The organism is Chryseobacterium aahli (genome assembly GCF_022699665.1).
In the GTDB taxonomy this organism is placed as follows: domain Bacteria; phylum Bacteroidota; class Bacteroidia; order Flavobacteriales; family Weeksellaceae; genus Chryseobacterium; species Chryseobacterium aahli.
This window is the reverse complement of sequence record NZ_JALDNB010000001.1, coordinates 357,174-381,898: the sequence shown is the minus strand read 5'-3', so window position 1 is coordinate 381,898 and position 24,725 is coordinate 357,174. Positions and strand designations below refer to the sequence as shown.

Below are 24,725 nucleotides of genomic sequence, written 5' to 3'. Positions count from 1 at the left end.
TAAATGTTAATCCTGCTTTTCTTTTTTGGTATTGACTGATATTTCGCCTTCCATTTTTCCATTAACATTATTTCTTTTAACATTCATATCGCGTATGCTGTTTGGTTTAAGAGCACTAAATTCTTCCTGGGTAGCTTCTTTTCCGTCAATGATATATTTTATATTTTCTTCATTAGCTGATATACCATTAATGTAGACTTTAGAATTTTCATTAAAACCAGATTTAATAATATTCAATTTGTCTGTTGTTTTATAAGATTTTGCAATAGCCAATGCTTTGTCTCTTGCTTTATCAGACTGTATATAGTTGGAAGTAACGGTATATTTCGTTCCTGGTTTTGCCGAATGAGCATTAACTGCGATAGTCCAAGGCATACCTTGTAATTCTCTCTGCTCTTTTCTGATTTCTTTAAGCTTTTTTTCTACTTCAGCTTTTTCTTTGACCAACTTTTCATATTTTCTCTTTTCTTTTTTTGATAAGTTTGAAGGAATTACTTCAGCATATGTTGCAATACCACTGTATCCGTAACCAATATCTTTACCGTTAAATTTCATTGTATTAGACGGAGTTGGAGGTATTGGCGGTGCAGGAAAATCGCCCGAGTAAACCTGTTTACCATTAAGATAAAATTTATTGGCTTTACCAAAATATTTTTTAAAATCAGCGGTACCAAGTTTCTTTTTTAACTCTTTTATTTTTTCTTCGCTCAGACCAGAATTATCTCTGAATTCCTTAGAATTAAACATTTTTTCTAAATCGAGATATTCTCCATCGACACTTATCTTATAGTTGTCTCCATCCGGGAAAACTCTTTTTAAGCTCATATCTTTAAAAATAACATTCCCTTCTTTTTCGGAGAGCATTTTACTTCTTCTGCTTAATAGTTCATCAAAATCGATTTGATACTGCTTGTCTTTGTCAATGATTTTATCCATTTCACCAGAAAGCTGTTTCAATTCTTTAGCTTTCAATTCAAATTCATAGCTTTTATCCCCTTTTTCTTGGGCGATTTTCTTAAGTTCCGCAGCTTTTTCTTTTGATTTTTCGCTTAAAGTTTTCAGCTTTTCAGACTGTATCTTTAATTCTTCATTAGCTTTAGAAATTTTAGCTTCTTGCCTTTCTACAATCTGATCGATATTATTTTTAGGAGAAATGGTATCTTTTTTAATCTCAGAAACTGCTTTCTCTATTTCAATATTGGTTTCTGCAATTTCTTTGTTTTTTGCGTTCACCATATAAGCGAAAGCAACTGTAAATAATACCGGTAATGCAAAAATTCTACGCGCATAACCGAATTTGGTTTGTGGTTTTTGTAACATTTTAAGTCTTTTTTTAAGGTTTGAACTTAGAAACGGACTGGTCGCTGGCAACTCTTTTCCGGAAAAGTGGCTTGCTAATAGCATCTGCGCAAATGCTTTCGTGTCCGATTGTTTGACGGCTTTTTTATCAGCCAGATATTCGTGAATTAAGCTTATTTCTTTTTTGATAACATGAAAGAACGGATTGAACCAGAAGATTGCAGTGATGATTTCGATGAAAATCTTGTCATACGAGTGTTTCTGCTCAATGTGAACCATTTCATGCTTTAAAATCTGCTTTCCGATATCTGAATTGATGACAATTGTATTCTTCCAAAAGAGATTTCTGAAATATGAAAATGGGGCTTCTGAAAGGTTGGTCTGATAGAAATTGACCCCTTCGAAAGTTTCTTTTTGAAACTGCTTTTTAAATTGGTTTATTTTTAAAACTCCGTAAATAAGTTTTCCTAAAAAATAGAAAGACACCAATCCCAAAGCTGAAAAAACAATTCTAAAATAAATGTAATCATGATTTGCTGTTTTGTTTGTATTTAAATTCTGTATCTTATTAATGAGCAAATAAATGTCATTACTCACTTCAATCGTAAAATCTTCTACTCTTATTAAAGGAAGAAAAATGGAGACAACCATTGCAAACAATAAGTAAAATCTATTGTAATGATGAAATGTCTTGTCTTTAAGAGACAACTGATAATACAAAAACATTACACCCGAGCAGATGATTACTTTTCCGAAATATAAAATCAGTGCTTCCATATTAGTCTTTCTTTTTGAGTTCGTTGAGTAGCATTTCAAGGTCTTCAACGGTCATTTCGTTTTTTTCAACCAAAAAAGAAACGGCACTTTTGTAAGAACCTTTAAAGTAATTTTTCACCAGACTTTTCATTGTCTTCCCGGAATATTGCTCTTTAGAAATCAAAGGAAAATATTCGTGCTGCCTTCCATATATATTATAGTCGACAAATTCTTTCTCTTTCAAAACCTTTAAAATCGTTGAAACCGTATTCGTATGAGGTTTCGGCTCCGGGAAAAGGTCGAGCACATCTTTTAGAAAACCTTTTTCGAGTTTCCATAAATATTGCATTACCTGTTCTTCTGCTTTTGTTAAGTTTTGAATCTTCATAGCTTTCGTTATCTTATTTTTACCAGAGATTTCTATATCACTAGTAAATTAGTTATACAAATGTAGAAATTAAATTCATTTGAACAACTATTTTTTTAGTGATAAGGATTCAATTTAATTAAACACTTGATTATCAGAGTTATATTTTTTATTAAAATATGTTAAATTTTTAATAGAGGTTATTTTATGACTAAATATTTAGCATCAATCAACTTCATAAAGTTATAAATTCATAAAACTTGTTAAAATTTATTAAATAAAATTAAAATCTACTTGCTTAAACTGAGAAAATATATTTATTTTAGTGCTTTAAAAATTTCTCATGAAAAGATATAATCTACTAACTGTTTTATTATTATTTATTTTTAGCTTAACATCGGCTCAGGTGTCATCAGTTTTCGGCTCAGTGACCGAGGCTAAATCAAAAATTGAAGCTACGGTTCCTGTCGTCGTAGAACATTTAAAAAAAATCAGTGAAAAACAAGGAAACACAACTGTTCTGGACAATGGAAAAGTTGCTTTGAAAAACGAATACGATAAAGTATCTCAGGAATTTGATCTTTATAAAGGAAATATGGCAAGCTGTATCTTAGGAAAATCTAAGCTTACTAAAAAATGTCTGAACTATCACACACAATATTTCAGAAACACTTTAGGCATATACGAAAACTACATCAATTATGTAACTAAAAAGAACGGATACTTAGGAGTAGCTGATGACAGCGTAAAGCTAGACTTCAAACCAACAGAAATCGCTTCAAAAATTGACAAAGATTTCTCAGGAGCTGTAGGCGCTGTGAAAAAAATGAAAGGAAATAACAAATCGACTTACTTCGACCAGTTAAAATCTGATGATTATAAACTTCAGAATTTCAGTACTCTGGTTAACTAAATAATGAATCCCGCTTCTACGAAGCGGGATTTTTTTTGCAAGTATATTTTTGTACGTAAACTAACTTACGATGTATTCTGATATTACAGGTTGATTTTTAACGTCATCCCAGGTCAATTTCCAATCTTCTTTCACGTTCATATCAATTTTCTGGTCTTTCATTTCTGCAACATATCTAACGTCAAAAGCAATATCAAACTGATTGTTGGCATTTTCTGTAATGTTAATATCAGAAACATGATGCGTTGTATTGGCTACAAGATGGTTTTTAGATGCTGTGAACCAATTGCTAAATCCTTCATGCCCGGTAAACAAATCATTCCCGGGGAACTTCATTTTTACATCTTCAGACAAATATTGGAGGAAGAAGCTGTTTTCATCTAATCGGTCAAAATGTTCAAACCATTTTTTCATAAACGATTCAATCTTTTCGACATTTGCTTGTTGTAAATTTTCCATAAATTTTTTATTTGAATTATTATTTTTGAACTCTTTAAAATTTTAGTTTCAAACCAGTTTAACAATTTCAAGTTATTTTAATTCGTATTTAAGTTAAATACAAGCTAAAACTTTACCATTGAAGTTATTAAAATTAAGCAAATTTTTACAAATCCCTACCTAAACAATAAATTCTTGATTTAATGAAGAAATTACTCCTTAATTATCAACACAAAAAAGGAGAACTACTTTCGTAATTCTCCTATTGGTAGCGGGAACCGGACTCGAACCGATGACCTTCGGGTTATGAGCCCGACGAGCTACCTACTGCTCCATCCCGCGGTGTATCTTTAGAGTGCTTACCGAAAGCACTTAACTTAGTAGCGGGAACCGGACTCGAACCGATGACCTTCGGGTTATGAGCCCGACGAGCTACCTACTGCTCCATCCCGCGGTGTATCTTTAGAGTGTTTACCGAAAACACTTAACTTAGTAGCGGGAACCGGACTCGAACCGATGACCTTCGGGTTATGAGCCCGACGAGCTACCTACTGCTCCATCCCGCGGTGTATCTTTAGAGTGCTTACCGAAAGCACTTAACTTAGTAGCGGGAACCGGACTCGAACCGATGACCTCCGGGTTATGAGCCCGACGAGCTACCTACTGCTCTATCCCGCGATATTGGATTGCAAATGTACGAATAAATTTTAACATTGCAAGGATTTCTTTTAAATAGAGCATTTTCGCTCAATAATTTAAATATTTGTATCTTTGTTATATGGCAAAAATACTAAGAATTTATCCCAACAATCCTCAGGAAAACCTTATCAATGAGGTGATTAAATCCCTGAATAATGGCGGACTGATTATTTATCCGTCTGATACTGTTTATGCATTGGGCTGCAATATTTTTGATATTAAAGCCATGGAAAAGCTCGCTCAGATCAAAAAACAGAAACTCGATAAAGCAAAATTCTCGATTATCTGCAATGATCTCAGCCATCTTTCAGATTTTACAAGACCCATCGACACTTCAGTTTTTAGGTTTTTGAAGAGCCATCTTCCAGGTCCTTTCACTTTTATTCTGGAAGCTAATAAAGCACTGCCTTTAGCTTATAAAAATCACAAAACAGTTGGTATCAGAGTTCCGGATCATCCGATTCCTCAATTGATTGTTGAAAAGCTTGGACATCCTATCGCATCAACATCAATAAAAGATGATGACGAAATCATTGAATATTCTACAGACCCCGAATTGATTGCTGAGAAATATGATCATTTAGTGGATATTGTAATTGATTCCGGGTATGGAGATAATATTGCTTCTACCATTGTAGATTTGACGTCAGGCGAGCCAGAAATAATCAGACAAGGAAAAGGAGAAATTTAGAAGCATTTTTACGATATGAGTCTCAACGGAAAATACGCTGTAGGCATTGCACTTACTTTTGTGCTGCTTATACTGTCAATGCTTTATTCAATTCCTTTAATCAATTTATTTTTCAATTTTAAAACTTTAACTACTGAACTCTTTTTCTACAACAGGCTGTCTCTTTGGTTGGTTTTAATCCTTATATTATTTTATAATTTTTTCATTGAGAATCGATCATTCTTCGTTTGGGAAGACAAAAAGTATTCCGCCGGTTTTTATTTGGGTGCAGTAATTTGCCTTTATCTTATCTGTGTGATTGGTGGAACATTTTTGAATGGAATTATCAAGTTGCTCACTCATGAAAAAGTCAGCGATAAATTGCTACATCTCAGTTATATTTTTAAAAATAATTACTTTCTGATCATTTTTACCTGTCTTACAGCGGGAGTTATTGAAGAACTATTGATGCGGGCTTACATTCAGCCTAGAATTGAAAAAATATACAACAGTCCGGTTTTAGGAATTACCATTTCAGCTTTGTTATTTGGAATTCTGCACAGTACTTACGGAACAATTGGTCAGGTTGTTATCACTTTTTTTATCGGAATTGTATTTGCGCTGTTTTACAAAAAATATTCAAATATTAAAATTTTAATCATTTGTCATTTTATGTTTGACTTTATCTCTTTAATGTTGATGAATCTGACTGATCTTAAAAACTTATCTTCTATTTAAACTATGAAAATCATAACCTCTCCTGCAAAATTAATGAACACAGAAAACTCAACAGATCTGTTGAGAAGTACAACCCCGAAATTCATTGAAGAAGCGGAATTCATCCATTCTTTTTTAAAACATAAATCTCCAAAATATCTTTCTGAACTGATGGAAATCTCGCCAAAACTGGCAGATGAAAACTGGGAAAGAAATCAAAAATGGAAAGCAAAGCCCACGGCAAAAGAATCTGCTCCCGCAATGTTTGCTTTCACAGGCGAAGTTTACAGAGGTTTAGATGCGAAAACTTTAGATAAAAAAGCAGTAGATTATCTACAGAAAAATTACAGAATGCTTTCCGGATTGTACGGTTTGCTTAAACCTTCCGACAAGGTAATGTTGTATCGACTGGAAATGGGAAGACCATTTGAATTTGATGAATACAAAAATCTCTACAGCTTCTGGACTGAAAAAGTGACAGAACAGCTTAATTCTGAAATGAAAAAGAACGAACCTCTTCTCTTTTTATGCAGCAATGAATACGGAAAAGTGATTGACAGGAAAAAGCTCAATCACAAAGTCATTGATTTTGAATTTTATGAATTGAGAGAAGGAAAGCTGAAAACCATCGTGGTTTACACAAAACATGCGAGAGGTTTGGTCGTGAGATTCTGTGCAGAAACCCAAGCTAAAACGTTGAATGATGTAAAGGCGTTCAACTATGAAGGTTACAGAATTGACGAAGAAAAATCTACGGATACTAAATTGGTTTTTACAAGATAAATGACAATTTCAGAATTAAAAAAATACTTTAAAACGGAACTTTCAGAATTGTACACAGATTCTGAAACAGACTTTCTATATTCAGTTTTTGTTGAAAAAATTTCAGGTTTAAATCAAATTCAACAAAGGATAAGATCTGATCAGAAATTATCAGATGTCAACGAAAATCAGTTTCAAAATATTCTTTCCGAATTAAAAACCAGAAAACCTTATCAGCATATTTTAGGTGAAACGGAATTTTACGGACTGACTTTTTTTGTGAATGAAAATGTACTGATTCCTCGTCCGGAAACGGAAGAATTGCTAGAAATGGCAATTCAGAAAATTCAAAGTTCAGATTTTGATGTTCAGGATTTAAAGATTTTAGACATTGGAACCGGAAGCGGTATTATTCCTTTGGTTTTAAAGAAACATTTTCCAAATGCTGAGATTTCGTCAATTGATTTTTCGGAAAAGGCTTTGGAAGTTGCGAAAAGAAATGCAGAATTTCATCAGCTCGAAGTTAATTTTATTCATGCAGATTATTTGAATTTTAATTTGAATGAAAATTATGATATAATTATTTCAAATCCACCATATATTGGGATTGAGGAAGAAATAGAAATTGAAGATTCTGTAAAGGGTTTTGAACCTACAATGGCTCTTTTTTCGCCAACATCAGACGCTCTGATTTTTTACAGAAAGATTGCAGAAGATTCAATAAAATATTTAAATAAAAACGGATTATTGTTCTTGGAAATCAATCAGAAATTAGGTGAGGGAACTTTAGAATTATATCAAAATGTTTTCTCAAATGCCGAATTGATTAAAGATTTAAGCGGAAATGATCGTTTTATTTTCGGCATAAAATAAAGTAAGATGGAAATTAAAAGCCACAAATTTCATGACATCAATATTGCTGAAATAATTTCAGAAGAGTTGATTATTAAATCAGAACAGGACGGTTTAGATCTTTTGGGAGACCTTTATTATCAGGGTTTTGATAAAGTTATTCTCTATGAGAAAAATATTATTCCTGAATTTTTTGATCTCAGAACAGGCCTTGCCGGAGAAATTTTACAAAAATTTTCCAATTACAGAATGAGTCTTACCATTGTAGGAAATTTTGAAAAATATCAAAGTAAAAGTCTAAAACAATTTATTCTCGAGGGTAATAAAACTCAGCATATTAATTTTGTCGAAAATTTATATGACGCTCTGAAGTAATTTAAGTATAATTATTTTCTTGTTTCAAAAAATGTAATAGCATCTGAAATTGCTTTTTCTGTTGGCAAATAAGTCATATCTAAATCTTTAACTGATTTTTGATTGGTATAGAAATTATCAATCCTGAGCGCCTTCATATTAGATGAGCTTAAATTGGTTTTAATTTTAAAAAATCTCAAAAAATCACCCAATAATCCAAGAGCAAATAATACAAAATCAGGAATTGGTAATACAACAGATTTTTGATTGGTCGCTGTGCATACTTTTTCAAAAAATGCTCTGTATTTTAAATTTTCATTGGCAAGAAGATATTTTTCGCCATTTTTTCCTTTATTTATGGCATTCACGATTCCTTTTGCTACATCTTCTACGTGCACAAAATTCTTTCCGCCTTTGGGATAGAAAATTAGTTTTTTCTTCCAAACCCAAAATATTATTTTCCCTGAACTTGGTTTATAATCTAAAGAACCCAGCATAAAAGTGGGATTTATAATAATCACATCTGTAGTTTTATTATTTTGTAACAGGCTATTTTCTGCTTCTAATTTACTTTTAGCATAAAAAGACTGGCTAAAAGGATATTTTTGAATAGAATTTTCATCTCCCAAAGATTCTAAACTACCAAATCCTAAAGTATTTGCAGTGCTTACAAATAAGAATTTTTCAACCTTTTTTTCAACCGCCTGAGAAAATAAATTTATCGTTGCATCATAATTTATCTGCTTGTAATGTTGATAAGAAATCAAGTTTTGACGTGTTTCTGCCGCAATATGGATCACAAATTGTACCTTTTCGAGATAAGATGAGACATCAGAAAACAAATCTCCTTCTATCAATTTTAAGTTTTCATTTTCTTCACCAGAATAACTGCTTTTCTTACGCACCAAAGCAAAAACAAAATAACCATTTTTCAATAATTTAATGACAACATGAGCTCCTAAAAAGCCGGTAGCACCGGTCACAAAAACTTTTTTCATGCTTCTATTTCTTTTCTGATTGCATTGGTCATCAAAGGAAGCCTGATCCAGATGGGTAAAATTTTTAAAATTAACCAACTGTAAGGATTAACCATGATAACCGAATCTTTTTTAAACAACTGATTAATGCAGTAAAACGCAACTTTATTTGGATCAAGTAGCGTTAATCTTCCTAAAAAGCCTTGTTTTTCAATTCTGTTACAGACATCTGCATTCGTTTTCATGGCGCCGGGATTCACCACACTCACAAAAACATTGGTATGCTTCAACTCTTCATATAAACCTCTTGTAAAGGAATGAATAAAGGTTTTGGAAGCCGGATAAACCGTCTTGAAACCGATAGGTGAAAAGGCTGCCATGCTCGAAACATTCAAAATGTAAGATTGGGGCTGTTTTAATAAATTGGGAAGTAGTTGGTGTGTAATTAGCGATGTCGCCATTACATTTACCTGCAAAATGGTATTGATATATTGAGAACTGGCTTCCGTGAATTTTTTGGTTCCCCCTAATCCTGCATTATTGATTAAAATATGAATTTCGAAAGATTCGTTGATACACTCTGTCAGTTTGATGACATTATCATTTATAGAAAGATCAACTTCATAATAATGTGTTTTCACTTGGTAAGTTTCTGCAATCTTCTGACTCAGTTCTTTCAGATTCTGACCGGGAAGGCTTATCAAAATAATATTGATATGCTTTTTAGCCAGATTTTCAACAAATGCTTTACCTAATCCTTGGCTTGCACCGGTAACAACTGCGTATGATTCTTTCGTTTTCATAGAGAAATTTTCTGCTACAAAACTAAAATCTGACTGCCGTTTTAATGTTCTGATCTATCTGAAAGAACACATTTAAACAAAATAGTAACTCACTAAAAATCAATTAATTAAAATAAATAAAAGTGCAAGTTTATAAGTCTGAACTTGTTTTTTTAAACTCTGAAGGTGTAATTCCTGTGATTTTTTTGAAAGTGGTGTTGAATGATGTTTTAGAATTGAATCCTGATTCGTAGGCAATACCGAGAATCGAAAGTTTTGAAGAATGATCTTTTAGAAGTTTTTTGGCATATTCAATTCTGTATTCATTCACATATTGGAAGAAATTCTTTTGAAAACCTGCATTGATCACGTAAGACAAATGGTGTGTAGAAACAGAAACCAGCTCAGAAAGCTTGATGAGATTAAGCTCACTATCAAGATATGGCTGTTGAGTTATCATAAGGTGATCCAAAAGATTTTTAATTCTCATCAGCTCTTCATCAGGAATAAGTTTTCTCTTTAATTCCTCCGTCTCAATATCAGGAATTGAGATTAATTCTTCCCTTTGTTTTTTTTCTAAAGGATAAATTTCTTTTTGCTTCAGAGAATAATATGCAATAAAATAAATAACAGCTAAGAAAATCAAATTTATAAAAATATTTAGCGAAGTGGAGTTGTAGAAAAGATTGTACACCACAAAAACAAGACTTACCATGAATATAATAAGAATAATATATTCTAACCAATTTAAATTAATTTCTTCTGTATTGGATGAGAAATTCTGAATTTTTTTCTGATGCTTTCTTATTGTAAAATATGAAAGACTCGTATAAAACAAAGCCTGAAACAAAATCAAACTGATGAAAATATAATTTAAAATCTCTAATACCTCACGATCACTTTTATAAATTTCTAATCTTAAAAATAAAAGATTAACAAAGAAAATAAAAGGAAGAATAAGGTATTTACAGTCAGTATTTTTAAATTTAAAAGAAGGGTTGGTATAAAAAAGAACACTGAAATAAAATACAATTGGAGTAAAAAACTGTATAAAATTGACAAAAAATAAAGTGTGAATCTGTATTTCCGAATGCGTTACTAATGACAATACTTCATCAAGCCAAAAAGTCGACCACAGAAAAAGGAAGATTCCGAACCATAAATTTGGTTTTTTATTGACATTTAAAGGATTGGTCAGCTTAAAAAAAGACAACAAAACCAATGAACCGTAAATAAGGATAACAGTGAAGTTATTTAATTCTGTGTGCATTGGTTTCGTTATTTTAATTTAAAATCTTAACCGATTCTTTTCTTTATAAATATTTCGTAAGATAAATAGAGAAGTGGTAATGCCATAATTCCTATAAATAAAGAATTTTCTAGAGCTGCTTCAGGTTGGTTGGCAATAGCATAAACCAAACCAAAAAAAGCACCACCTAAATGAGCAGCGTGTCCTAAGTTATCCCATTGCTTCGGATTCAGCATCATGTACACAGAATACCCAAAGTAAAGCAAACCGAAGATAAATCCAGGAATTGGAATTGGAATAAAAAATAGATATAGACTCATATTGGGAGCCATAGCGATAGCTGCAAACAAAACTCCTGAAACTCCTCCACTTGCGCCAATTGCTGAATACCAAGGTTGCTTTTGGTAAATAAAAAGAGAAAAAACATTTCCTAAGAGAATTGATCCAATATAAATGATAATAAATCCTAAAGCGCCAAATCCTTCTAAAATAACAGGCCCAAAAAAATACAATGTCATCATATTAAACAACAAATGCATGATATCAGCATGTAGAAAACCAGCAGAAAGCAATCGTAGGTATTCTTTTTTATTTCGAATTGCTCCAACGTTAAATTTATATTTTTCAAAAATAACCTGATTATTAAAAGCGATGAAGCTTATAATCGCAGTTATTGCTATAGTTATGAATAAGATCCCCATATTTTCTTTTTGTTAGTTCTCCGTATTTCCTCCTTCAAACAAATCACCAATTGTACCGCCATCATCATCTGCTGATGGGGTGAAGTCTGGTTCTTCGTAAACCTCCGGCTCCTCTTCTTCTGGTTCAGGAATGGTAATATTGATATTTTTTACTTTAAATTTCGTGAACTGATTTCCGATGGCTTTTATACCTTTTATTGCGATGAATTCGTCAATATTTATGGTTTCAGGATCACGTTCTTTTCCTTTATCTTTTGCAAAAATAATTTCAGCAGTTGTGCCATTTGACACTAAAATCCTTTCAATGAAAGATTTCGGATGTTCAGAAGGCATAAAGGTCTGCGGATTGATCGTATTCTCAAGCAAAAATCTTTTGATGAAATAAATATCTTTTTCGCCGTCATAATAAATACAAGTAATCGGCTGTTGCGGTCGCCACTTTTCAAGAATAATATATTCGTCATCAAAGCGGTTTCCAAGATCAAAGCTGATCAATTTTGCTTCACCGTGAGAATTGATGGTCAGAATTTTATCATCACCTTTAAAGTTCCCCAGCAAAGTTCCTCTCACATCAGCATTCAGACGTCTTACGGTATCATCAAACCAGATTTTTCTCGGTGCTAAAGTCGAAACACCTTCCTCTTTTAAATCTACTTTTTTAACTGAATATTTGGTAACCAGATTTCCTTTTGAATCACGTCCTTTGATTCCTATTTCAGAGAAATCAATATCCATTTTGTTTTTTCTGATTCTTGGATTCGGTTTTAAAAGAACTGTCACCGTTTCTGCTTCGCCATTCGGATTTGCTGAGAAATAAAGCGTTTCAGAACCTTTTGCATCTGAAGCTAATCGATAATCAGTATTTCTGGTCACTCCAGTTACTGAAAAGCGCTTCATGTAGTAAGGGCCTTGCATTCCTTCACGATAAATCATGTTGTAGACCGTACGTTTGTCATTTTTCTTCCAGATGGCAACGTGCAGAATGTCTTTTCCGATGAAAGTTTTAGCTTCCACTTTCACAACTTTCATGCTTCCGTCTTTTCTGAAGGTGATGATGTCATCAATGTCTGAACAATCAAACAAGAATTGATCTTTTCTTAACGAAGTTCCTACGAAACCTTCTTCAAAATTGGCATAGAATTTTTCATTGGCCACAGCAACTTTTGAAGCATCAATGGTATCAAAAATCCTCAATTCCGTTTTACGTTCTCTTCCTTTTCCGTATTTTTTCTGAATATTTAAATAATAATCAATCGCATAAGCAATCAGGTTGGCCAAATGATGTCTTACCTGCTCTATCTTACCTTCTAGTGCAGCAATATTTTCTTTAAATTTATCTAAATCGAATCTGGAAATTCTTTTAATTCTAATTTCTGTCAGTCTCAGAATATCTTCTTCCGTAACTTCTCTTAAAAGATGTGCTGTATGAGGTTTCAAACCAATTGCAATTGTTTTTAAAACATCTTCCCAGCTTTTTACTTCTTCAATATCGTGGTAGATTCTGTTTTCAATAAAAATTCTTTCCAATGAAGAAAAATGCCAGCTCTCCTGCAATTCATTCAACTCAATTTCCAATTCTTTTTTCAATAACGAAACCGTATGATCGGTATTCATTCTTAGAATTTCAGAAACATTCAGGAACATCGGTTTGTCACCAACAATAACACACGCATTTGGTGAAATCGTTACCTGACAATCGGTAAATGCGTAAAGTGCATCGATCGTTTTGTCGGGTGAAACTTCGTTGTGAAGATAGATTAGAATTTCAACTTTATCTGAAGTATTGTCTTCAATTTTTTTAATTTTGATTTTCCCTTTTTCGTTGGCTTTAATGATTGAATCAATCAAATCACCTGTGTTTTTAGAAAAAGGAAGCTCAGAAATCATCAAAGTATGCTTGTCAACCTGAGAAATTTTGGCTCTGGCTCTTACTTTTCCACCTCTATGACCGTCGTTGTATTCTGAAACATCAAGAAAACCTGCCGTCAGAAAATCCGGGAAAAGTTCAAACTTTTTACCTTTCAGATAAGCTACAGAAGCACTGATTAATTCATTAAAATTATGAGGAAGAATCTTTGTAGAAAGTCCTACCCCAATTCCTTCAACACCCTGTGCTAAAAGCAACGGAAATTTTACGGGTAAATCTACCGGTTCATTATTTCTGCCATCATAAGACTTTGACCAAACCGTAGTTTTAGGATTGAAGACCACTTCCAAAGCAAAAGGCGTCAGTCTTGCTTCAATATATCTCGCTGCAGCTGCAGAATCTCCGGTATAAATATTTCCCCAGTTTCCCTGAGTATCAATCAGTAATTCTCTTTGCCCAATTCCTACCATCGCATCGGTAATCGATGCATCACCGTGAGGGTGATATTTCATTGTATTTCCGACGATATTGGCAACTTTGTTGTATCTGCCGTCTTCAAGCTCACGCATAGAATGCATAATTCTACGCTGAACAGGCTTGAAACCATCATAAACAGACGGAATCGCTCTATCTAAAATTACATAAGATGCATAATCCAGAAACCAGTCTTTGTACAGTCCTGAAACTTTTTTTAAGCTTTCGCCTTCGTGAGAGTTTTCTTCTATCATTACTTCTTACTATCTTCTTTCTTTATTTGCTTTGACTATTTTATTGAGTGAAAATTTCAAATCGTTGACTTCTTTTTTCGTTAAATAAGAAATTTCATATTTTAACATGGTCGAACCACTGTTTTTACTAGAAATTGTTAAATACAATCTCTTAATAAAAAATATAGTGACCACATCATATTTAATGAGTTTATATTTTGGAAATTCATCGCTTAATGCCTTGCTTAGAAATGGAATAATGTTTCTATTTCTAAAATGGATGGCTTCTCCATCACTGTCATATTCAAAAATCTGCCTTCCATTAAGATAAAAGAAAATCAATAAAAGCAGCGGAGCAATAATTAAAAAATAGCTTTCTAATCCCAAAATATTAAACTTATATTCCTCTAACAAAAATGCAATAAATCCTCCCACTAACATCATCAATAATAATGTATTAACAAAATTATAAATCGGAGCTTTGCTTCGGTTACTTAGTCTCATGTGAATTGGTGTGATTACTATTATTCTACTTCCGTTAGAATTTCTTTATCGCTGATGTTAGAATCTTCTACCACGAGATTTTCAAGAATAAAAATCTGTCGATCGGGAGTATTTTTTCCCATATAGAATTCTAACAACTGTTCGATGGTCTGGTCTTTTCCAAGAACAACGGGCTCTAAACGAATATCTTTTCCAATGAAATTTTTAAATTCATCCGGTGAAATTTCCCCTAAACCTTTGAATCGGGTAATCTCAGGATTTTTACCTAATTCGTTTAATGCTTTTACTCTTTCCAATTCAGAATAGCAATATCTCGTTTCCTTTTTATTTCTAACTCTGAATAATGGGGTTTGAAGAATATATAAATGTCCATTTTTAATCACATCAGGAAAAAACTGAAGGAAGAACGTAATCATCAAAAGTCTGATGTGCATTCCGTCGACATCGGCATCGGTTGCTATAATTACTTGATTATATCTTAAATCTTCAAGACTTTCTTCTATATTTAAAGCAGCCTGCAATAAATTAAATTCTTCATTTTCATACACCACTTTCTTTGTTAAACCGTAACAGTTCAACGGCTTACCTTTTAAAGAGAATACAGCCTGCGTTTCTACATCTCTCGATTTTGTGATGGACCCTGATGCAGAATCTCCTTCGGTAATGAAGATTTGTGTTTCAGCTTTTCTTTCCGCTTTCTGATCGTTGTAATGTTGTCTGCAGTCACGTAGCTTTTTATTGTGAAGCGAAACTTTTTTCGCTCTTTCTCTTGCTAATTTCTGAATACCCGAAAGTTCTTTTCGTTCTCTTTCCGAGATTAAAATTTTTCTCTGAATTGCTTCAGCAATTTCAGGATTTTTATGCAGGAAATTATCTAATTTACTCTTTAAGAAATCAATAATAAAAATTCTTACCGTCGGGCCATTGGGGCCAATATCGTTGGAACCTAATTTTGTTTTCGTCTGAGATTCGAAAACAGGTTCTTCTACGCTGATGGAAATTGCCGCAACAATAGATTTTCTGATATCTGAAGCATCAAAGTTTTTATTAAAAAACTCTCTGATTGTTTTTACGTACGCTTCTCGGAATGCATTTAAATGCGTCCCTCCCTGCGTTGTATTTTGTCCGTTAACGAATGAAAAATAGGTTTCTGTCTGCGATTTATCGGTATGCGTTACTGCCAATTCTATATCATTATCTCTTAAGTGAATGATAGGATATAGCACATCGCTTTCCAATTCTTCTTCCAACAAATCTTTAAGACCGTTTTCAGAAAAGAAAGTTTCACCATTAAAAATAATTTTTAGCCCGGGATTCAGATAAGAATAATTGCGGAGCATTCTTGCGATATACTCTTTTCTATATTTGAAATGAAGGAAAATATCGGCGTCAGGAACAAAGGAAATCTCCGTTCCGTTTCTGTCAGACGTATCTTTTTCTTCATGATCTTCGGTAATGATTCCTCTTGAGAACTCAGCCATTTTCATCTTCCCTTCACGGAAAGAACGAACTCTGAAATAATCTGAAAGTGCATTTACAGCTTTGGTTCCGACACCATTTAAACCTACTGATTTTTTGAAGGCTTTACTGTCGTATTTACCACCGGTATTCATTTTTGAAACGGCATCAACTACTTTTCCTAACGGAATTCCACGACCAAAATCACGGATCGTAACTTTTCCGTCATCGACTTTTATTTCAATTCTTTTACCGGATTTCATTCTGAACTCATCAATCGAGTTATCGAGAATTTCTTTCAGCAAAATATAGATACCATCATCCGCAGACGAGCCATCGCCCAACTTCCCGATGTACATACCGGGACGTAAACGAATATGCTCCTGCCAATCGAGGGTTCTGATGTTATCTTCGGAATATACAGGGTTTATTTCTTGTGACATAGATTATTTCAGCAAACATACAAAAGTACGGAATTGAACAAAAATATCCGAATATTTTGAGCCGTTTTTTTACGATAATTTCAGATAAAAATTACAGATTTATTTTTTGATTACGAAATAATTTTTAATAACAATATATCTTTAAATTTCAAAAAATGCTGTACATTCGAACTAAGCAAAAATTTTCTTTCATGATACAACTTCCTTTTTCTAAACTTTCAAATGTAGGAACCACTATTTTCAGTCAGATGACGCAATTGGCCAATGAAAATGAAGCCATCAATTTATCTCAGGGATTCCCTGATTTTATGCCTGATTCAGAATTATTGGATCATGTTAATCATTTCATTCAAAAAGGCTTTAACCAATATGCTCCGATGGGCGGAATGATTGGTTTGAAAGAAGAAATTGCAAAGAAAATCGAGAACAGTCATCAGGCAGTTTATCATCCTGATTCAGAAATTACCATTACCGCAGGCGGAACACAGGCAATCTTTACAACCATCGCTACTTTCGTTAAAAAAGATGATGAAGTGATTATTTTTGAACCCGCTTATGATTGTTATGAACCTACCGTTGAACTTTTCGGAGGAATTGTAAAACGATTTGAAATGAAAGCTCCAAATTATGAAATCGATTGGGCAGCGGTGAAAAATTTAGTTTCAGATAAAACAAAAATGATTATTCTGAACAATCCGAATAATCCATCAGGAAAGATTTTAAAAGAAAATGATATTCAGGAATTGATTAAAATCGTAAAAGACACTTCAATCCTGATTTTGAGTGATGAAGTATATGAAAATATCGTTTATGACGGAAAAGAACATTTAAGTATCTGCAAATACCCCGAACTGAAAGAAAGAAGTCTTTTGGTTGCATCATTCGGGAAACTTTTTCATGTGACTGGCTGGAAAATTGGATATTGCGCTACCCCAAAAGCTTTGACTGACGAGTTTAGAAAAATTCATCAGTTCAATGTTTTCTCTGTCAATACTCCGATCCAGCTCGCTTTGGCTGAATATATGAAAAATGACGAGCATTATCTTGTTCTGAATCAATTTTTCCAAGAAAAGAGGGATTTTTTAAGACAGGGTTTAGCAAATACTTCTTTTGAATTACTCGATTGTGAAGGAACGTATTTTCAGGCTTTGAAGTATGATAAAATCTCAGACAAATCTGATTTTGCTTTCGCTCAGGAATTAACGGTTACCCATAAAGTTGCAAGCGTTCCATTTTCATCTTTTTACAAGAATAAAATGAGTGAAAATGTGATCAGATTATGTTTTGCTAAGAAGCAGGAAACTCTGGAAAAGGCAATTGAGAATTTGTCTAAATTATAATATAAATCTCTCGCAGATTTAGCAGATTTCTATTTGATCTGCGTAATCTGCGAGTGAAAATAAATTATTTAATAATAATTAGAGCTTTCAAAATCATTTTATTTTAAAAGAACATCCCACCAGAAGCTTCAATTCTCTGCGCAGTAATCCAACGGGCATCTTCGGTACAAAGAAATGCAACTACACCGCCGATATCGTCTGGCAAACCAGCTCTTCCCAAAGCTGTATTTTCGGCAATCATTGCGTTAATATTTTCATCATCTCTCGTTCTTCCACCACCAAAATCGGTTTCAATGGCTCCAGGAGCAACCACATTGACTTTGATTTTTCTTGATCCCAATTCTTTCGCCATATACTTCGTCAACATTTCAACTCCGGCTTTCATAGAACCGTAAACTGATGATCCCGGTAAAGCAAATCTTGCCAATCCTGAAGAAACATTAATGATTCCGCCACCGTCATTGATGAACGGCAAAAATTTCTGAGTCAAAAAGAATACCCCTTTGAAATGAATGTTGAACATATCATCCAATTGCTCTTCGGTTGTTTCTGTAATTGGAGAATACAAAGCAGTTCCTGCATTGTTGATCAAATAATCAATGTTTGTGTTTCCATTAGTTTCTTTTAAATGATTGGTTACATTTTGAATGAATGATTCAAAACCTTTAACATCTCTTGTATCCAATTGAAAAGCTGCTGCGTTTCTACCCAAAGCTTTAATTTCATTAACAACATTTTCCGCTTCTTCCTTATTGCTATGATAAGTAATAATGACATCCAAACCTTTCTCAGCTATCTTCAATGCTGAATTTTTCCCTAAGCCACGGCTTCCGCCTGTTACTAATGCTACTTTTACTGTATTCATTTTTGGTATTTTTTGTTAAAACAAAGTTCAATCATTTTAATGTGATCTTATTTGCTTCAGTCAATCTGAAATTTGCATAATTCAAATCATGAACGAAATTCCAATGGTGCAAATGACGTTTTTCGCTTAAAGAAATTGGAAAAATGCGCAATTTCTTCAAATCCTAAAGCATAAGAAATTTCAGACACATTCCATTTGGTTTGCTTTAATAAGATTTTAGCTTCCTGAATAACTCGATCTGCAATAAATTCAGTAGTTGTTTTTCCTGTGCTTTCTTTTAAATTTTTATTTAAATAATTGACATGAATAGCCAATCTTTCGGCATAATCTTTGGCAACTTTCAGCTGTATTCTCTGATCCGGAGACTCAATCGGAAACTGTCTCTCAAGCAATTCGATAAATAACGAAACTACACGCAGCGAGGCATTTTGAGAAGTTGGAGCTTTTGCGGCAGGCTGTAATTTTTGTCCGTAATGAATCAATTCAAAAACATAATTTCGAATCAGATCATATTTAAAAGCATAATCAGAATCGATTTCTTTTTTGATTTTTGAAAATAGCAATTCAATTTCATTAGCCATTTCATCATCGATTTCAAAAACAGGAATTGCGCCTGGCTGAAAAAGAGGTAAATCTTCCAAAATATTCTGAGATTGGTTTTTATTAAAAAAATCATCGGTGAAAACACAAAAGCTTCCAGACTGATTTTCATCTTCAGGAACATAATGATAAGGAACTTTGGGCGTTGCAAAAAGCAAAGCATTCTTTTTAATGGAAATCACTTTATCAGCATATTCGGCTCTGTTTTTTCCTCGTATCAGACTGATTTTATAATACTTTCTTCTGTTGTAAGGCATTTCAGAAGTCTTCTTGACATTCGCAAGGGTTTGTGCAATATTAAAAACATTAAAATGACCGATGTCTTTGTGAAGTCCTTTAGGGAAAATACTTTCCAGATCTTTTCCAAGCATTTTTGCCATTTCGCCGTAAAAATCTTCTAAAGATGCATGAGCTATTTTTTCCATGATGCGGAATTTGTATAATTCAAATATAAAAATATATTATGAAACTACTCCACCAATATTTTTTAAAATCCAGACTCCATTTTTAAATTCGGCGCTATAATCTATTATTCCACCACCACCTGATTCATGAATATAAAATAGGTTAGGATTTTTATCATCCTTTTTAATTTTAGAATAACCGCCGTTAAAGATATCGGTGACCTGCACATAATAAGGTTGCCTACTTTTTTCTGTTGGCATTATTAAAATTTTTGCATCAGGATTTATATTTTTAAAATAATCACAGTCCGTTTCGTATGGTAAAAAGAAGTAAGGCATTTTATCCAGATTTTCTTTTACTATACCTAAATGTTGAGAAATAAGATCTTCATATAATTCAGTAAATTTATTTTTCTCAGATTTAAAGAGAGGATTATGATCATTAAAATCATCAATTCCGTCTTCATCTGTATCTTTACTATTTGGATTTAAACCGAAACTATTTTCAAAAATATCGTTGAAGCTATCTTGATCAGAATCTTTAGTTAAATCATCCAGTTTTATTTTAAATAACTTTCCGTCACCAATAGACGTAAACTCTCTTCCCCTCAATGCAAAGTTGCTTGCAGTTTTCACAAAACTCCCTTCAATTTGGAGAAAACCATCTTTCACAATTCGACCATCCTGAACTTTATTAAAATAGTAATAACTATAACTTAAACCTAAAAAATAAGCGCGAGGATTGTTATTTTTTATTTCTAAAAGCCAATATCCCAGCGCGTTTTCTCCTAGTGCATAACTTATCTTATCGGAAATTTGTTGAGATGAATAACGAAATTGTCCGAAAAATTTCTCATCAAAATCTGCAAACAGTATTTTCTGATCATTTAAATATTTTTCATCAGCCTGATAAGTTTTAAAATTTTCACTGTAATCTGTGCTGTCTTTTTTAAAGCTCCTGAATTTTTTAAGATTAACGATTTGAAGATAGTCAGGTTTATTTTGAATAATTTGATCTATATTTAACGGTTCTTCACTTTCAGGACCATTAAAATACTTTTCATTTTCCTGAATGAAACATTTTTCCTCAAGACTTTTAGAGCATGAAAAGCAAAACAAAATGATTAGAAGAAAACTAAAATATTTCATAAAAAAACTTTTCATAAATATAGCAAAAACGCTCCCAAATTCATGGAAGCGTTCTTTTAAAATACTATAACTAACTTTTAATACTTTTAAACATTAAATCTGAAGTGCATAATATCACCGTCTTGTACGATATATTCTTTTCCTTCAACAGAAAGCTTTCCGGCTTCCTTTACTTTGGCTTCTGTTCCGTAGCTTACATAATCGTTGTATTTGATTACTTCTGCACGGATAAATCCTTTTTCAAAATCAGTGTGAATCACCCCTGCAGCTTGAGGAGCCGTCCAGCCTTGTCCGATGGTCCAAGCTCTTACTTCTTTTACTCCTGCCGTGAAATACGTCTGAAGTTTTAATAAATCATAAGCCTTTCTGATCAGACGGTTTACACCTGGTTCCGTTAAACCTAATTCTTCCAAGAAAATTTCTCTTTCTTCGAAGGTATCCAATTCATTGATATCAGCTTCGATCTGAGCAGCTAAAACTACTACTTCAGCTTTTTCTTTCTGAGCCATTTCTTCAATCTTGGCAATCCATTCGTTTCCGTTTTTGATAGAATTTTCGTCTACATTACAAACGTAAAGAACAGGTTTGTTCGTCAACAACTGAACATCTGCTATAATTGATGCTGCAAAATCATCCATCGGGAATTCTCTTGCATTCTTACCATCTTCGATAAATTTCTCAAGGTTATGAAGTGTTTCATACGTCAGGATATCTTCTTTCTTTCCAGACTTGATGAATTTTTTAGCTTTCTCAACTGCTTTTCCAACAGTTTCCAAATCTTTCAACTGAAGCTCGATGTCGATAATTTCTTTATCTCTCATCGGGTCTACAGAACCTTCTACGTGGATGATGTTTCCGTTTTCGAAACATCTTAAAACATGAATAATCGCCTCGCACTCTCTGATGTTGGCAAGAAACTGATTTCCTAAACCTTCACCTTTGCTCGCTCCTTTTACCAAACCGGCAATATCAACGATCTCTACAACAGCCGGCAAAACTCTTTCAGGGTTTACCAGTTTTTCTAGCTCAAATAATCTCTGATCCGGCACCGAAACTGTTCCCAAGTTGGGCTCAATAGTACAGAAAGGATAATTGGCTGATTGCGCTTTAGCATTGCTTAAGCAGTTAAAAAGAGTTGATTTACCTACATTGGGTAAGCCTACGATTCCACATTTCATAACGAAATTTTGTTTTAATTTATTGTGTTATGCCACCTTTCGGTTTCATATTTCACCTTTGTTTTTGGCAATTGGCTTTTGGCTTCTTGCGTGTTAAAATTAAAGGTGTGCAAAGATAGTAATTTTAAAGACAGATTCATAATAAAAAAAACTGCCAAATAATTGACAGTTTTTTAGAAATAATATTTTATCATTGTGCTTTTATGGGTTTGCCCCGGTAGCGTTTTGTGCAAGCTCTGCATCATCAGGAAGTGTTTCCAAAGTTTTATCGAGAGTAAATAGTGATTCGTCGCTGGCTCTGTCTCCACCTGCAATTTTTAATTTATCAATTAAATTCATTGCAAATGTTTCTTCTTCTATCTGTTCTTTTACGAACCATTGTAGAAAATTCCATGAAGCCCAATCTTTTTCTTCAAAAGCAATATTTACCAGATTGTAAATTGCTGTGGTATTATCAACTTCATGTTTGAAAACTAAGTCAAAGCAATCAGTTAAACTTGTTGGCTCCTCACCCGGAGAAGGTAACGCAGTGATTGTTGGTTTTCCTCCTCTGTTGAGTACATATTGCATAAATTTTACTGCGTGGTCTCTTTCTTCCTGAGCGTGGCGAAAAAGAAAGTTCGAAATTCCACCATACCCTTTATCAGCAGCCCAAATTCCATATGAAAAATAAACTCTTGACTGTAAATCTTCGGTATTCATCTGGTCGCTTAGCGCTTGTTCCAGTTTAGGTGAAAGTCTGTTGGTATTCATAATTGTATATTTTAGTATTTGTTATTTAAATGGTACAAAAATGATTCCGAGACAAGCTTTTTGATTATTAATAAAAACCAACAATCTATAAATACTTATCAATCATTATTTTACATAGATAATTTATAGTGAGTCTAAAATAAAAAGCCAGTTCGTTGTAGAACTGACTTAATTTAAATATTTTGAACCATTAAGGTTTATTTAGTTGATAAGACTATTAAGAGATTCTTCACTACACTTCATTTCATTCAGAATGACAGCGAGAAATCACCCTAAATGTCTCCAACTCTCCTATTCTCCCACTCTACTTTACTTTCTTCGCCATGTAATCACTTTCATTTCCTAAACGGTCAATCGCTTTAACAGCAATCGCATTCAGTATTTTTCCGTCTTTGCTTTTTGGAATTTCTTTTGAAAGGTTGTCCAAAGTCAGAATTTCAGTTTCCCAAACTCCATTGTATTGTTTGAAAAGAACCCATTGGAAAACATTTCCGATATTTTTAGAACTCCAGCTTGTTTGGATAAAACTTCCGTTATCGTTGATAAATAAAGTTGGTTTTTCTAAAGGAAGAGCTTTGATCCACGGAGTTTTCGGAGTCAAAGCTTTTTCTTTATAAGGTCCGTTTTTCAGTGTCGGAAGCATGTTTGAATTTTTTGTCAGACCGGCAATACTCCAGTGAATTTCACCAGCGTTATTTGCAAGAATCTGCCTTGATAATTCAATCTGATTTTTAATTTCTGTTGGGCGGTCTGCAACTTTAATTTCTACTGTGTTTAATCCCGGCCAAAGATGGCGGTTCATGGTATTTTCAGATTTCCACCAGTTTAATAAATTGGCGAAAGGCTGACCTTTAGATTCAATCGGCCAGTATAGTTGCGGCGAGAAATAATCAACCCAACCTTTATTTAGCCATAATTTAGCATCTGCAAACAATTCGTCGTATTGCGAAGATCCTACAACTCCTTCTGGATAACCGGGTTTCCAGATTCCAAACGGACTAATTCCAAAACGTACGTAATTTTTTTCAGCATGAATTTCTTTATAAATTCTTTCCACAAACTGATTCACCTGATCTCTTCTCCAGTCTGCTCTTGTAAGGGTTCCTCCGGAATTCAAATATTTATTCCAACTTGTATTGTCTGGAAAATCTGCACCTCTGTTGTAGGTTGCGTACGGATAAAAATAATCATCAAAATGAATGGCATCCAAATCATATCTCTTTACCAAATCTTTCACAACATTAGAAACATGTCCCTGAGTTCTAGGATCTGCAGGATCAAACCAATACATTCCGTTTTTTAATTTAATGGTAATATCTGAAAGTTTATTGACCATCGATTGATTAGAAACCACTCCACCATTGGAATGATGCGCTCTGTATGGATTTAACCAAACATGAAGTTCCATTCCTCGTTTATGAGATTCTTCGATCCAGAATTGTAGAGGATCATAATTTGGATAAGGAGGTTCTCCTGTTTTTCCTGTCAGAAAGTATGACCACGGCTCTAATTCACTTGTGTACAAAGCATCCGCAGACGGACGTGCCTGAAAAATGACTGCATTAAAATTATTTTCCTGAAGCATATTCAACATGCTGATGGCTTCGGCTTTTTGCTGCTCAACCGACAAATTGTTTCTTGAAGGCCAGTTGATATTGGCAACACTTGCAATCCATGCGCCGCGAAATTCACGATTGATTGCTGGAAGATTTACTTTAAAATCTGCTTCGATGGGCGTGATTATCTGTGGCTTAACGGCAATAGTGGAATCTTTAGGTTTAGCTTTATATCTGTTTTCTTTAGGGGTATTTTTTACCGTAGAAGTATTTTTCTGTACAGAACACGAACTGCTGAATGAGGCGAAAAAGCCTAACAACATTATCATTTTTATTTTATCAATCTTCATTTTTTGATAGACTAT

At 33.4% G+C, this 24,725-nt stretch carries 23 protein-coding genes and 4 tRNA genes; 7 read left to right on the top strand and 20 right to left on the bottom strand.

The window, feature by feature from the left end:
- Nucleotides 1-6 precede the first annotated feature (6 nt).
- On the bottom strand, nt 7-2,076 hold the full coding sequence (locus MQX03_RS01615; protein WP_242800936.1) for a M56 family metallopeptidase: 2,070 nt from the start codon (nt 2,074-2,076) through the stop codon (nt 7-9).
- Between the two features lies 1 nt (nt 2,077).
- The gene (locus MQX03_RS01610; protein WP_242800934.1) at nt 2,078-2,443 is read right to left on the bottom strand and encodes a BlaI/MecI/CopY family transcriptional regulator; all 366 of its coding nucleotides are present in this window, start codon (nt 2,441-2,443) and stop codon (nt 2,078-2,080) included.
- A gap of 322 nt (nt 2,444-2,765) precedes the next feature.
- Between MQX03_RS01610 and MQX03_RS01605 the strand changes: the two genes are divergently transcribed.
- The gene (locus MQX03_RS01605; RefSeq protein ID WP_242800932.1) at nt 2,766-3,335 is read left to right on the top strand and encodes a hypothetical protein; all 570 of its coding nucleotides are present in this window, start codon (nt 2,766-2,768) and stop codon (nt 3,333-3,335) included.
- Nucleotides 3,336-3,395: 60 nt separating this feature from the next.
- On the opposite strand, the gene MQX03_RS01600 is transcribed toward MQX03_RS01605, so the two are convergent.
- The 5 genes from MQX03_RS01600 to MQX03_RS01580 form a co-directional block, all read right to left on the bottom strand.
- A complete protein-coding gene (locus MQX03_RS01600; RefSeq protein ID WP_242800930.1) occupies nt 3,396-3,794 on the bottom strand; it encodes a hypothetical protein in 399 nt (132 codons plus the stop codon).
- 245 nt (nt 3,795-4,039) lie between these two features.
- Nucleotides 4,040-4,115 (bottom strand) — tRNA-Met (locus MQX03_RS01595).
- Nucleotides 4,116-4,154: 39 nt separating this feature from the next.
- A tRNA-Met gene (locus MQX03_RS01590) sits at nt 4,155-4,227 on the bottom strand.
- Nucleotides 4,228-4,266: 39 nt separating this feature from the next.
- Nucleotides 4,267-4,339: transfer RNA gene (locus tag MQX03_RS01585), tRNA-Met, on the bottom strand.
- Nucleotides 4,340-4,378: 39 nt separating this feature from the next.
- Nucleotides 4,379-4,451: transfer RNA gene (locus tag MQX03_RS01580), tRNA-Met, on the bottom strand.
- Between the two features lie 100 nt (nt 4,452-4,551).
- Between MQX03_RS01580 and MQX03_RS01575 the strand changes: the two genes are divergently transcribed.
- The 5 genes from MQX03_RS01575 to MQX03_RS01555 are packed head-to-tail and all read left to right on the top strand — an operon-like array spanning nt 4,552 to nt 7,848.
- The gene (locus MQX03_RS01575) at nt 4,552-5,163 is read left to right on the top strand and encodes an L-threonylcarbamoyladenylate synthase (protein ID WP_242800928.1); all 612 of its coding nucleotides are present in this window, start codon (nt 4,552-4,554) and stop codon (nt 5,161-5,163) included.
- 15 nt (nt 5,164-5,178) lie between these two features.
- Nucleotides 5,179-5,880: a CPBP family intramembrane glutamic endopeptidase gene (locus MQX03_RS01570; RefSeq protein ID WP_242800926.1), complete on the top strand. Its 702-nt coding sequence runs from the start codon at nt 5,179-5,181 to the stop codon at nt 5,878-5,880.
- A gap of 3 nt (nt 5,881-5,883) precedes the next feature.
- Nucleotides 5,884-6,642: a YaaA family protein gene (locus tag MQX03_RS01565; protein ID WP_242800924.1), complete on the top strand. Its 759-nt coding sequence runs from the start codon at nt 5,884-5,886 to the stop codon at nt 6,640-6,642.
- Nucleotides 6,643-7,494, top strand: a complete 852-nt coding sequence (gene prmC, locus MQX03_RS01560) for a peptide chain release factor N(5)-glutamine methyltransferase (RefSeq protein ID WP_242800923.1) — start codon at nt 6,643-6,645, stop codon at nt 7,492-7,494.
- A 6-nt stretch (nt 7,495-7,500) separates the two neighbouring features.
- The gene (locus tag MQX03_RS01555) at nt 7,501-7,848 is read left to right on the top strand and encodes a DUF4180 domain-containing protein (protein ID WP_242800921.1); all 348 of its coding nucleotides are present in this window, start codon (nt 7,501-7,503) and stop codon (nt 7,846-7,848) included.
- An 11-nt stretch (nt 7,849-7,859) separates the two neighbouring features.
- On the opposite strand, the gene MQX03_RS01550 is transcribed toward MQX03_RS01555, so the two are convergent.
- From MQX03_RS01550 to MQX03_RS01520, 7 genes are all read right to left on the bottom strand, one after another.
- Nucleotides 7,860-8,825 carry an NAD-dependent epimerase/dehydratase family protein gene (locus MQX03_RS01550; RefSeq protein ID WP_242800919.1) on the bottom strand — a complete coding sequence of 322 codons (966 nt, stop codon included), beginning with the start codon at nt 8,823-8,825 and terminating at the stop codon, nt 7,860-7,862.
- Nucleotides 8,822-9,607: an SDR family NAD(P)-dependent oxidoreductase gene (locus MQX03_RS01545; protein WP_242800917.1), complete on the bottom strand. Its 786-nt coding sequence runs from the start codon at nt 9,605-9,607 to the stop codon at nt 8,822-8,824. Before MQX03_RS01545 ends, MQX03_RS01550 begins: the two co-directional genes overlap by 4 nt.
- Nucleotides 9,608-9,737: 130 nt before the next feature.
- Nucleotides 9,738-10,856, bottom strand: a complete 1,119-nt coding sequence (locus tag MQX03_RS01540; RefSeq protein ID WP_242800915.1) for a helix-turn-helix domain-containing protein — start codon at nt 10,854-10,856, stop codon at nt 9,738-9,740.
- A 26-nt stretch (nt 10,857-10,882) separates the two neighbouring features.
- Nucleotides 10,883-11,536 carry a rhomboid family intramembrane serine protease gene (locus MQX03_RS01535; protein ID WP_242800913.1) on the bottom strand — a complete coding sequence of 218 codons (654 nt, stop codon included), beginning with the start codon at nt 11,534-11,536 and terminating at the stop codon, nt 10,883-10,885.
- Nucleotides 11,537-11,548: 12 nt separating this feature from the next.
- The gene (locus tag MQX03_RS01530) at nt 11,549-14,131 is read right to left on the bottom strand and encodes a DNA gyrase/topoisomerase IV subunit A (protein WP_262916897.1); all 2,583 of its coding nucleotides are present in this window, start codon (nt 14,129-14,131) and stop codon (nt 11,549-11,551) included.
- 9 nt (nt 14,132-14,140) lie between these two features.
- Nucleotides 14,141-14,554 (bottom strand): hypothetical protein, encoded by a 414-nt coding sequence (locus MQX03_RS01525; protein ID WP_242800911.1) that lies wholly within the window; start codon nt 14,552-14,554, stop codon nt 14,141-14,143.
- A gap of 80 nt (nt 14,555-14,634) precedes the next feature.
- Nucleotides 14,635-16,515: a DNA topoisomerase IV subunit B gene (locus MQX03_RS01520; RefSeq protein WP_242800909.1), complete on the bottom strand. Its 1,881-nt coding sequence runs from the start codon at nt 16,513-16,515 to the stop codon at nt 14,635-14,637.
- A 191-nt stretch (nt 16,516-16,706) separates the two neighbouring features.
- On the opposite strand from MQX03_RS01520, the gene MQX03_RS01515 reads away from it, so the two are divergent.
- Nucleotides 16,707-17,855 carry a methionine aminotransferase gene (locus tag MQX03_RS01515; protein ID WP_242800907.1) on the top strand — a complete coding sequence of 383 codons (1,149 nt, stop codon included), beginning with the start codon at nt 16,707-16,709 and terminating at the stop codon, nt 17,853-17,855.
- A 103-nt stretch (nt 17,856-17,958) separates the two neighbouring features.
- Here MQX03_RS01515 and MQX03_RS01510 read toward each other — a convergent pair whose 3' ends face one another.
- From MQX03_RS01510 to MQX03_RS01485, 6 genes are all read right to left on the bottom strand, one after another.
- On the bottom strand, nt 17,959-18,720 hold the full coding sequence (locus MQX03_RS01510) for an SDR family NAD(P)-dependent oxidoreductase (RefSeq protein WP_242800905.1): 762 nt from the start codon (nt 18,718-18,720) through the stop codon (nt 17,959-17,961).
- 86 nt (nt 18,721-18,806) lie between these two features.
- Nucleotides 18,807-19,745 carry a helix-turn-helix domain-containing protein gene (locus tag MQX03_RS01505; RefSeq protein WP_242800903.1) on the bottom strand — a complete coding sequence of 313 codons (939 nt, stop codon included), beginning with the start codon at nt 19,743-19,745 and terminating at the stop codon, nt 18,807-18,809.
- A 36-nt stretch (nt 19,746-19,781) separates the two neighbouring features.
- Nucleotides 19,782-20,873 (bottom strand): hypothetical protein, encoded by a 1,092-nt coding sequence (locus MQX03_RS01500; RefSeq protein WP_242800901.1) that lies wholly within the window; start codon nt 20,871-20,873, stop codon nt 19,782-19,784.
- Between the two features lie 86 nt (nt 20,874-20,959).
- Entirely contained in the window at nt 20,960-22,051 is a 1,092-nt protein-coding gene (ychF, locus tag MQX03_RS01495) for a redox-regulated ATPase YchF (RefSeq protein WP_242800899.1), read from the bottom strand.
- A gap of 201 nt (nt 22,052-22,252) precedes the next feature.
- On the bottom strand, nt 22,253-22,804 hold the full coding sequence (locus tag MQX03_RS01490) for a ferritin (RefSeq protein ID WP_242800897.1): 552 nt from the start codon (nt 22,802-22,804) through the stop codon (nt 22,253-22,255).
- A gap of 304 nt (nt 22,805-23,108) precedes the next feature.
- Nucleotides 23,109-24,710: a glycoside hydrolase family 10 protein gene (locus tag MQX03_RS01485; protein WP_242800896.1), complete on the bottom strand. Its 1,602-nt coding sequence runs from the start codon at nt 24,708-24,710 to the stop codon at nt 23,109-23,111.
- Between the last annotated feature and the right edge of the window lie 15 nt (nt 24,711-24,725).

Bases quoted from the DNA above. Each gene is read 5' to 3' on its own strand.
- MQX03_RS01555 (WP_242800921.1), top strand. From the start codon at position 7,501: ATGGAAATTAAAAGCCACAAATTTCATGACATCAATATTGCTGAAATA.
- MQX03_RS01500 (WP_242800901.1), bottom strand. From the start codon at position 20,873: ATGAAATATTTTAGTTTTCTTCTAATCATTTTGTTTTGCTTTTCATGC.
- MQX03_RS01530 (WP_262916897.1), bottom strand. From the start codon at position 14,131: ATGATAGAAGAAAACTCTCACGAAGGCGAAAGCTTAAAAAAAGTTTCA.
- MQX03_RS01485 (WP_242800896.1), bottom strand. From the start codon at position 24,710: ATGAAGATTGATAAAATAAAAATGATAATGTTGTTAGGCTTTTTCGCC.
- MQX03_RS01515 (WP_242800907.1), top strand. From the start codon at position 16,707: ATGATACAACTTCCTTTTTCTAAACTTTCAAATGTAGGAACCACTATT.
- MQX03_RS01605 (WP_242800932.1), top strand. From the start codon at position 2,766: ATGAAAAGATATAATCTACTAACTGTTTTATTATTATTTATTTTTAGC.
- MQX03_RS01550 (WP_242800919.1), bottom strand. From the start codon at position 8,825: ATGAAAAAAGTTTTTGTGACCGGTGCTACCGGCTTTTTAGGAGCTCAT.
- MQX03_RS01525 (WP_242800911.1), bottom strand. From the start codon at position 14,554: ATGATGTTAGTGGGAGGATTTATTGCATTTTTGTTAGAGGAATATAAG.
- MQX03_RS01520 (WP_242800909.1), bottom strand. From the start codon at position 16,515: ATGTCACAAGAAATAAACCCTGTATATTCCGAAGATAACATCAGAACC.
- MQX03_RS01570 (WP_242800926.1), top strand. From the start codon at position 5,179: ATGAGTCTCAACGGAAAATACGCTGTAGGCATTGCACTTACTTTTGTG.
- MQX03_RS01490 (WP_242800897.1), bottom strand. From the start codon at position 22,804: ATGAATACCAACAGACTTTCACCTAAACTGGAACAAGCGCTAAGCGAC.
- MQX03_RS01610 (WP_242800934.1), bottom strand. From the start codon at position 2,443: ATGAAGATTCAAAACTTAACAAAAGCAGAAGAACAGGTAATGCAATAT.
- MQX03_RS01545 (WP_242800917.1), bottom strand. From the start codon at position 9,607: ATGAAAACGAAAGAATCATACGCAGTTGTTACCGGTGCAAGCCAAGGA.
- MQX03_RS01505 (WP_242800903.1), bottom strand. From the start codon at position 19,745: ATGGAAAAAATAGCTCATGCATCTTTAGAAGATTTTTACGGCGAAATG.
- MQX03_RS01575 (WP_242800928.1), top strand. From the start codon at position 4,552: ATGGCAAAAATACTAAGAATTTATCCCAACAATCCTCAGGAAAACCTT.
- ychF (WP_242800899.1), bottom strand. From the start codon at position 22,051: ATGAAATGTGGAATCGTAGGCTTACCCAATGTAGGTAAATCAACTCTT.
- MQX03_RS01535 (WP_242800913.1), bottom strand. From the start codon at position 11,536: ATGGGGATCTTATTCATAACTATAGCAATAACTGCGATTATAAGCTTC.
- prmC (WP_242800923.1), top strand. From the start codon at position 6,643: ATGACAATTTCAGAATTAAAAAAATACTTTAAAACGGAACTTTCAGAA.
- MQX03_RS01600 (WP_242800930.1), bottom strand. From the start codon at position 3,794: ATGGAAAATTTACAACAAGCAAATGTCGAAAAGATTGAATCGTTTATG.
- MQX03_RS01510 (WP_242800905.1), bottom strand. From the start codon at position 18,720: ATGAATACAGTAAAAGTAGCATTAGTAACAGGCGGAAGCCGTGGCTTA.
- MQX03_RS01565 (WP_242800924.1), top strand. From the start codon at position 5,884: ATGAAAATCATAACCTCTCCTGCAAAATTAATGAACACAGAAAACTCA.
- MQX03_RS01615 (WP_242800936.1), bottom strand. From the start codon at position 2,076: ATGGAAGCACTGATTTTATATTTCGGAAAAGTAATCATCTGCTCGGGT.
- MQX03_RS01540 (WP_242800915.1), bottom strand. From the start codon at position 10,856: ATGCACACAGAATTAAATAACTTCACTGTTATCCTTATTTACGGTTCA.